1 pseudogene is annotated in these 825 nt (G+C 78.1%); it reads left to right on the forward strand.

The window, feature by feature from the left end:
- Positions 1-23 precede the first annotated feature (23 nt).
- Positions 24-825: pseudogene (locus tag ACI78Z_RS24995) on the forward strand (ferredoxin); the annotation flags it as partial.

Consider the following 825-nt stretch of genomic DNA (forward strand, 5'->3'; position numbering starts at 1 on the left):
CCGGGGCGCACGAGCGCCCGGTCGTGTTCGCCGACAACGACCGCCCGGGGATCATGCTCGCCGGCGCCGCCCGGACGTTCCTGCACCGCTACGGGGTGCTCCCCGGCCGGGAGGCCGTCGTCTTCACGACCAACGACAGCGCCTACGCCGCGGCAGTCGACCTGGCCGACGCCGGCGTGCGGATCGCCGCCGTCGTCGAGGCCCGCGCCGAGGCGCCGCAGCACTGGCTCGCCGCCTGCGCGCAGCGCGGGATCCCGGTGCGCACCGGCAGCGTGGTCACCGGCACCGACGGCACCGAGCACGTCACCTCGGCGCACGTCGCCCCGTTCGCCGACGGCCGGCCCGGGGCCGCGGAGCCGGTCGGGTGCGACCTGCTGCTGGTCAGCGGGGGCTGGAACCCCGCGGTGCACCTGTTCAGCCAGGCCCGCGGGCGGCTGCGGTTCGACGAAGCGCTCGGCGCCTTCCTGCCGGCCGAGCAGCTCGACGGGCTCAGCGTCGCCGGCGCGGCCGCCGGGGTGCTCGACCTGGCCGGCTGCCTCCGGGACGGCGCGCGGGTGGGGGCCGCCGCGCTCGCCGACCTGTCGCTGCCGGCGCCCGAGGCGGTCCGGCAGCCGACGACGGAGCCGAGCCCCGGGCCGGCCGCCCCGCTGACCCTCTGGCACGTCCCCGACACCTCGGGGCAGGACGGCCGGACGTCCTTCGTCGACCTGCAGCGCGACGCGACGGTGGCCGACCTCGCCCGCGCGGTCGGCGCCGGACTGCGCTCGATGGAGCACGTCAAGCGCTACACGACCATCGGCACCGCGCACGACCAGGGCAAGACCT

Source organism: Geodermatophilus sp. SYSU D01176, assembly GCF_054050015.1.